Origin of the sequence: Bacillus cereus (assembly GCF_002561295.1) — a bacterium.
Lineage (GTDB): Bacteria > Bacillota > Bacilli > Bacillales > Bacillaceae_G > Bacillus_A > Bacillus_A cereus_S.
The window spans coordinates 1-7,429 of the sequence record NZ_NTUG01000082.1 but is presented as its reverse complement, the minus strand read 5'-3'; the positions used below and the strand labels follow the sequence as shown (position 1 = coordinate 7,429).

The following is a 7,429-nucleotide window of genomic DNA, read 5'->3' as shown; positions in this document are numbered from 1 at the left end:
AGAGGCGCCTTTTTGCCTCGTAGGAAGACGCGAAGCCACCGACCATTCTTGCCGCTGGAGCTGGATACCACTTAAAAGCAGAAGTGGCTCGTTCAGCTCTGATCAGCTAAGACTTTAAGCCACAGCCAATTCTAAAACAAAGGGGTGAACATAATGAACGTTGATATTTTAAAAATATTTGTGACCGTCGTAGAGCAAAAGCATTTCTCACGCGCGGCAGAATTACTCAATCTTTCACAGCCTGGTGTCAGCATGCATATTCGTAACTTAGAAAACGAATTTGGTACTACTCTTATTCAGCGATCCCCAAAGCATGTCCAAGTGACAGAGGCTGGTAACATTTTGTATATCCATGCAAAGCAAATACTGTCTCTTTATGAAGAAGCAAAACAAGAAATTAACGAACTACATAACGTTGTTACAGGAACACTTCGCATCGGCGCAAGCTTTACAATCGGTGAATACTTGCTTCCGAAAATATTGGCGCGCTATGCCAATGAAAACCCGCTCGTAGAAGTACATACATTCATCTCTAATACAGAAGAAGTTCTCCAAAGTCTTCGTTCTAACCAAATCGACATCGGCTTAGTAGAAGGTCAAGTCGTATACACTGATATAGATGTAGAGACCTTTATGGAAGATGAAATGAAACTTGTTGTTCCACCAAATCACCCTCTTCTGAGCATGCATACAATCAACGAAGCTTCTCTTCAGGATCAAGTATGGGTTCTAAGGGAAACTGGCTCTGGCACACGTGCCTATAGCGATCGCTTTATCCATCATCACCATTTAAAAATGAAGCGCTTCTTTACCTTCAGTAGCATTCAGAGTGTGAAAGAGGCTGTTGCTGCTGAGCTTGGCATCGCCATCCTTTCTGACTGGACTGTAAGAAAAGAATTGCAGGCAGGAGAACTATTCCATGTCGAAGTTCCAAACGAAAAACTCATCCGCCCTTTCTCCATCGTTCGCGGTAAATATTTTATCCCCTCTAAGGCCATTCAAGTCTTTTTGGATCATGTTCAATCATTTGCACAAAAACAGAGTTGACCTTCACATTAATGTGAAGGTTTACAATATATACGAAAGGAGTGAAACACAATGCGAATCGGAGAGTTAGCAAAGCGAACTGGAGTCAGTGAACGCGCGCTTAGGCATTATGAAGAAAAAGGGTTGCTACCTTCAAAACGACTTACAAATGGTTATCGTGATTTCGAGGAAAGTTCCATTGAAAAGGTGGAACTTATTCAGATATATTTACAGCTTGGCTTAAATTTAGAAGAAACTGCAAGAATGCTGCGCTGTTTAGAAATTGAACCACATTTATACGAAAATCCTTGCAGTAGCATCCTTACACTTTACGAAGAAAAATTAGCCGAAGTAACAAAACAAATTTCACTGCTCTCCAACATCCAAACGAATTTACAAAAGCATGTTTCACTCCTAAAACAAGCGAAAGAAAAGGAATGATTGCATATGTTCGTCATACACGGAAGTTCTCGTCCAAATGGAAATACAGAAGCTCTTACACACATAATGATTAATGGTGTCGATGCAGAGCAAGTATATTTACAAGATTATACCGTACACCCCATTGCAGACCAACGTCATGATGCAGAAGGATTTCAGCCTGTTGATGATGACTACCAAAATCTAATTGAGCAAATGCTAAAACACGACACAATTATCTTTGCCACACCCCTATATTGGTATGGAATGAGCGGACATATGAAGAACTTTATTGATCGCTGGTCACAAAGCTTACGTGATACACTCCTTCATTTTAAAGAAAAGATGAAAGGCAAAAAGATGTATGTTGTCATTGTTGGCGGAGATAATCCAAAGTTAAAAGCATTGCCGCTTATCGCACAGTTTCAGTATATATTTGATTTTGTTGGCTCTTCGTTTGAAGGCTACATTATCGGTGATGCCAATGCGCCAGGTGAAATTTTAAATGATAAAGAAGCATTAGCAAAAATAAAATTATACAATGAACATTTCAAAAAAATACCAATTAATTAGTTTGACAATTCTGGTTATATAAGCATACAATAAGAGCAACATTATGAAAGGAAGGTAACCTGGCCAATGAAGTTCTAATTCTCTTTTTTAATCATCCATCACAAATAGTGAAACAAAATGATGAAAACTAGAAGAGGATTAGTCTGTCCATTTGTCGATACTTTCTTTTATCGTGATCATGTAAAAATATGTGCATCGCTTATTTTTGTACATTTTTTTACATATATGGACGTCATCTATCCTCTCTAGTGAAACTAGGGAGGTTTTTTTATGACTATTTTATTCGCACGTAATATTGAAAAAGGCTTTGGTGACCGCACTATATTTACATTACCATCACTTGAAATACAGGCACATGATCGCATCGGAATCGTTGGGGTTAACGGTGCTGGAAAATCTACGTTATTACAAATATTAAGCAAAGAAATAGAAGCTGATGAAGGTACAGTTACGCATCACGGCTCTATCGCCATCATTCCCCAATTTAGCGAAGATGCGTTAGAAACTGCTTCTTCCCTTGCAAAAGGAAAGTGGAACATTTCAAATGTTTCCGATTCAATGAGTGGTGGTGAACGAATGCGCTTAAAGATCGCTCACGCCCTCGAGCAGGAGGCATCTATTTTATTTGCTGATGAACCGACAAGTCATTTAGACATGTATGGTACAGAACAATTAGAAACAGCACTCTTATCCTATAAAGGCGCACTCGTTCTAATCTCCCATGACCGTTCCTTTCTAGATACGATTTGCACAAAAATTATTGAAATTGAAGATGGCATAGTTCGTGAATATAAAGGGAATTATTCAAATTATCGTGAACAAAAAGAACGTGAAAGAATACAAAAACAAGCGGAATATGACCAATATGTACAAGAAAAGAAACGTTTAGAACAGTCTATTTTACACCGAAAGCAGCGTGCTTCTAGTATGTCAAAGATTCCAACTCGGTATAGTTCTTCTGAATCGAAACTTTATAAATTAAGTGCTGCCCACGGCCAAGAGAATGTTAGCAAAGCGGCAAAAGCATTAGAAACAAGACTTGAAAAACTAGAAAAGAAAGAAAAACCAAAAGAGTTTTCGCAATCTCAGTTTGATGTACAATATCATGCATCTATTCACAGTAAAACAGCTATACAGTTTAATAAAGTAACGAAAAAACTAGGTGAACGCACACTGTTTCAAAATATGAATGGCAATGTTGCTCCTGGGGCAAAACTTGCTATTTTAGGAGCAAACGGAAGTGGAAAAACAACATTATTCAAACTGATTCTTGCAAAAGAGCGCGGCATCCAGCTTTCAAAAAGCTGCAAAATCGGATACTTTGAACAGACATTATCCATCTTAAAAACGGATAAAACAATTTTAGAAAACGTAATGGAAGAAACAAATTACACGGAACCTTTTGTCCGTACAATATTAGCCCGCCTCCTGTTTCGGCGCGAAGATGTGCATAAACCTGTGCACGTATTAAGCGGTGGCGAGCGGACAAAAGTAGCGCTCGCAAAAGTATTTTTAGGAAACTATAATACGCTTCTGCTTGATGAGCCAACAAACTATTTGGATTTAACAACCCAAGAAGAACTAGAAAACATGTTGCAAGAGTATCCTGGCACCGTCCTTTTCATTAGCCATGACCGTGCCTTTATTCACTCCGTGGCAGATCATATTTTGCACATCGATGAAACGGAACCACGACTCTTCCACGGGAATTATGATCAATATACAAAGCGAACAGAACAAATTTCTGTCAACACCACCGCACAAGAACTATTACGATTGCAAACAAAACTAACAGAAATTATCGGACGTATTTCCATACCAGGTCGCCACGATGATGTTGCACTTCTTGAGCAAAAATATGAAGAGTTATTGAAAAAAATTCGGAGTTGCAAGGAATCGCTCTAATGTCTTCCCTATATATCGACGAGGCTCCCGCCATTTCCCAAGAAATATCGGTGATTTGACACAAGATATCGGCGGGACTACAACATTCGATAAACAACCATACAAAAAAGCCGTGCACCCAGCACGGCTTTACCATTATATACGGACAGCTGTTCCACTTACCGCAACCATTAACATCCCTTCACGCACTACTTCATAGTCCACGTCAATGCCAACAATTGCATTCGCACCTTTTTGCTTCGCAAGAGATTTCATCTCTTCCATCGCAATATCGCGTGCTTCTTTTAATTTACTTTCATATGCACCAGAACGACCACCGACAACGTCACGAACAGACGCGAATAAATCACGGACGATATTCGCCCCCATAATTGCCTCGCCGTTTACAATATCAATATACTCAATAATTTCTTTCCCTTGGATAGTAGAAGTTGTTGTTACGATCATAATATATTTCCTCCTATGTATTAAGCTTATAAAGTGAAACTTTAANNAATCGTAGGACGTTGGAGCTGGACATTCGTTTCTCTCTGAATCTTGAGGTGGGGGGTCTTACTGCCCGTTAATGCGGGATAAATGTGACAAAAGCCTTAACTTGCGCAATGCTTTCCGTTAATATAATACGCTGACTCTGTGAAAACCGTAAACACAACCTCTACTTCAGGAAGTCCAAAATCCATTAAACATGTAGTAATGGCATTGGCAAATCGATCACGAATTTCCTGTCCACGCTCGAACCATTTTACTTCAATAAGAGGGAATGCCCCTATTTCTTCCCCATTGTATACAAATGTAGAACGTGGTAGTTCCAACGTAAAATTATCCGTACCACACTCACAAATTTCTGCGAGCTCTTCTACTAATGGTTTACTTATACTCTTTAATTGCTCAGTAGTAATTCCACGAAATACAATATGCGGCAAAAAAAAACCTCCTTTACATGGCTTTATTCTATATTTCCTCATATCATAGCACAATGTATTTCGTTGTACCAAAAATCTATCGGCTCTCCTAGTTTCCCCACTTTTCCGTCTTAACTCCTACAATTGCAGGTTTTTATCCCAATATTCATGGGCAATAAGATTCCCACTGACGGAATTTTCACTTTATTTCTTTCTCATTACGCCAACTTCAAAATAACTACATTACATTGTATTAATGATTTCATGCTTTTCTTTTGATTCCCTATAATCTTCACCCTAAAATAATTTAAAAGATTTATTCTTACTTTCCTATACATACTTAAAAGTAGGAGGCTTCTTTCGAATTATGTTAAACTCTTCTAAGATACTATTTATACATTAATAAAGGTGAGGGTACCCAGTGAACAAGAATGATAATACACATTGCACTATGGTTATATTTGGAGCAACAGGTGATTTAGCAAAGAGAAAATTATTCCCTTCGATCTATAGCCTATATAAAAAAGGACAGCTCTCTAAAAATTTTGCTGTTGTTGGTGTAGCGAGACGTGAATGGAGTGACGATGTATTTCGTGAAAATGTATTATCCTCTATTCAAGAGTCAAAAATTAAACCTGGGAATGATTTAGATGAATTTTTAACTCATTTCCGCTACTTAGCGTTTGATGTTACGAATACTGCTTCATACCAAGATTTGAATGCATTAATTACTAACCTTGAAGAACAATTCAATATTCCAGGAAACAGAATGTATTATATGGCGATGGCTCCTGAATTCTTTGGAACAATTGCTTCTTACTTGAAATCAGAGGGCGTGACAAATTCAAGCGGCTGGAATCGATTGATTATTGAAAAGCCTTTTGGACATGACTTGCCATCCGCACAAAAACTAAATGAAGAACTTCGTCACGCATTTGCAGAAGATGAAATTTATCGTATTGACCATTATCTAGGAAAAGAAATGGTTCAAAACATTGGCGTTATTCGTTTTGCAAACGCAATATTTGAATCATTGTGGAATAATAGATACATCTCTAATATTCAAATTACATCCAGTGAATCTTTAGGTGTAGAGGATCGTGGAGGCTATTATGACAATTCCGGTGCCTTAAGAGATATGGTACAAAACCATATGTTACAAATGGTTGCTTTACTGGCAATGGAACCGCCAATTCGTTTAACAACTGAAGAAATCCGAAGCGAAAAAATTAAAGCATTACGTGCACTAAGGCCAATAGCAGTAGAAGAAGTGGATCAATATTTTGTGCGAAGTCAGTATGGACCAGGAACAATCAACGGAAAAGAAGTTCCTGGGTACAGAAGCGAAAATAAAGTGGATCCAAACTCAAGAACGGAAACATTTGTGGCGGGTAAATTATTAATAGACAATTTCCGCTGGTCTGGTGTGCCGATCTACATTCGTACGGGTAAACGCATGCAAGAGAAATCAACAAAAATCGTTATTCAGTTTAAAGAATTGCCAATGAATTTATATTCTAAATCAGAAAACAGCGTTCATCCGAATCTGCTTATTATTCATATTCAGCCAGATGAAGGAATTTCTCTTGTTTTAAACGGTAAGAAAATCGGTACTTCTGAAAAGACGACACCATTTAAACTTGATTACTGCAATGACTGCGTAGACAGAGTAAATACACCAGAAGCTTATGAGAAGCTGCTATATGATGCAATTCAAGGCGATGCAACAAACTTTACTCACTGGGATGAAGTAGCGTTATCATGGAAATTTGTTGATGCTATTTCTAAAGCATGGAAACAGGATGTATCAACCGATTTACTTACTTATGAATCAGGATCAATGGGACCTCAAGCTTCTGATGATTTGCTTGCAGAAAACGGCTTCCATTGGTGGCCAATTTCAGATGATAGTGACTACTCAATCTAACCAAAGGGGAATTTCTTATGAAAAAAGTATATGATATTACAGTACCTATTTACGAAGGAATGCCTGTATATAAAAACAAACCGGAAAAACAGCCTCAACTTTCCAAAGTTACAAACGCTCATGTAACAGAATCCACATTAAAAATGGATGCTCATACAGGAACGCACATTGATGCACCTTTGCATATGATAAATGACGGAGACACGTTTGAAACACTTGATATTGAGAAATTAGTAGGCGAAGCTAAGGTTTTTGACCTGATGCATGTTGATGGCGGCATTACTGCTGAAGACCTGAAAGATTTCGATATTCAAAAAGGAGATTTTGTTTTATTTAAAACAAAGAACTCCTTTGATAAAGGATTTAACTTCGATTTTATTTATTTAGCTGAAAGCGGTGCGAAACTGCTTGCTGAAAAAGGTATTCGCGGTGTAGGTATTGATGCATTAGGTGTTGAACGTGCCCAAGAAGGTCACCCAACCCATAAAACACTATTTGCACACGATATTATTGTAATCGAAGGATTAACATTTAAAGAAGTAGAAGCGGGAACATACTTTATGGTTGCAGCTCCATTAAAACTAATGGGTACAGATGCATCACCAGCGCGTGTGTTATTATTCCAATAAAATGAAACTACCCGTTAATGCGGGATAAAAAAATGGACCAAGAATTT

At 38.0% G+C, this 7,429-nt stretch carries 8 protein-coding genes; 6 read left to right on the top strand and 2 right to left on the bottom strand.

From position 1 onward, the window contains the following. Positions 1-153: 153 nt before the first annotated feature. The 4 genes from CN373_RS24875 to abc-f all read left to right on the top strand — a co-directional run bounded on the left by CN373_RS24875 (position 154) and on the right by abc-f (position 3,924). Positions 154-1,047 carry a LysR family transcriptional regulator gene (locus CN373_RS24875; RefSeq protein WP_001099962.1) on the top strand — a complete coding sequence of 298 codons (894 nt, stop codon included), beginning with the start codon at positions 154-156 and terminating at the stop codon, positions 1,045-1,047. 51 nt (positions 1,048-1,098) lie between these two features. Beyond that, positions 1,099-1,467, top strand: a complete 369-nt coding sequence (locus tag CN373_RS24870) for a MerR family transcriptional regulator (protein ID WP_001219180.1) — start codon at positions 1,099-1,101, stop codon at positions 1,465-1,467. Positions 1,468-1,473: 6 nt separating this feature from the next. After that, positions 1,474-2,019 (top strand): flavodoxin family protein, encoded by a 546-nt coding sequence (locus CN373_RS24865; RefSeq protein ID WP_000497591.1) that lies wholly within the window; start codon positions 1,474-1,476, stop codon positions 2,017-2,019. Positions 2,020-2,289: 270 nt separating this feature from the next. Continuing rightward, entirely contained in the window at positions 2,290-3,924 is a 1,635-nt protein-coding gene (gene abc-f, locus CN373_RS24860; protein WP_098360369.1) for a ribosomal protection-like ABC-F family protein, read from the top strand. A gap of 135 nt (positions 3,925-4,059) precedes the next feature. Here abc-f and CN373_RS24855 read toward each other — a convergent pair whose 3' ends face one another. Together CN373_RS24855 and CN373_RS24850 are read right to left on the bottom strand one after the other, a co-directional pair. After that, the gene (locus CN373_RS24855) at positions 4,060-4,371 is read right to left on the bottom strand and encodes a heavy metal-binding domain-containing protein (RefSeq protein WP_000637524.1); all 312 of its coding nucleotides are present in this window, start codon (positions 4,369-4,371) and stop codon (positions 4,060-4,062) included. A gap of 143 nt (positions 4,372-4,514) precedes the next feature. Further along, entirely contained in the window at positions 4,515-4,847 is a 333-nt protein-coding gene (locus tag CN373_RS24850; RefSeq protein WP_001120263.1) for a DUF1904 family protein, read from the bottom strand. 430 nt (positions 4,848-5,277) lie between these two features. Between CN373_RS24850 and zwf the strand changes: the two genes are divergently transcribed. Then, positions 5,278-6,753, top strand: coding sequence for a glucose-6-phosphate dehydrogenase (gene zwf / locus CN373_RS24845; RefSeq protein ID WP_002058811.1), 1,476 nt, complete (start codon positions 5,278-5,280; stop codon positions 6,751-6,753). Between the two features lie 17 nt (positions 6,754-6,770). Then, entirely contained in the window at positions 6,771-7,382 is a 612-nt protein-coding gene (locus tag CN373_RS24840) for a cyclase family protein (RefSeq protein WP_000758425.1), read from the top strand. Positions 7,383-7,429: the final 47 nt, after the last annotated feature.

Excerpts from the sequence above, each read along its gene's own strand:
- CN373_RS24875 (WP_001099962.1), top strand. The coding sequence starts at position 154 with ATGAACGTTGATATTTTAAAAATATTTGTGACCGTCGTAGAGCAAAAG.
- CN373_RS24855 (WP_000637524.1), bottom strand. The coding sequence starts at position 4,371 with ATGATCGTAACAACAACTTCTACTATCCAAGGGAAAGAAATTATTGAG.
- CN373_RS24865 (WP_000497591.1), top strand. The coding sequence starts at position 1,474 with ATGTTCGTCATACACGGAAGTTCTCGTCCAAATGGAAATACAGAAGCT.
- CN373_RS24870 (WP_001219180.1), top strand. The coding sequence starts at position 1,099 with ATGCGAATCGGAGAGTTAGCAAAGCGAACTGGAGTCAGTGAACGCGCG.
- zwf (WP_002058811.1), top strand. The coding sequence starts at position 5,278 with ATGGTTATATTTGGAGCAACAGGTGATTTAGCAAAGAGAAAATTATTC.
- CN373_RS24840 (WP_000758425.1), top strand. The coding sequence starts at position 6,771 with ATGAAAAAAGTATATGATATTACAGTACCTATTTACGAAGGAATGCCT.
- abc-f (WP_098360369.1), top strand. The coding sequence starts at position 2,290 with ATGACTATTTTATTCGCACGTAATATTGAAAAAGGCTTTGGTGACCGC.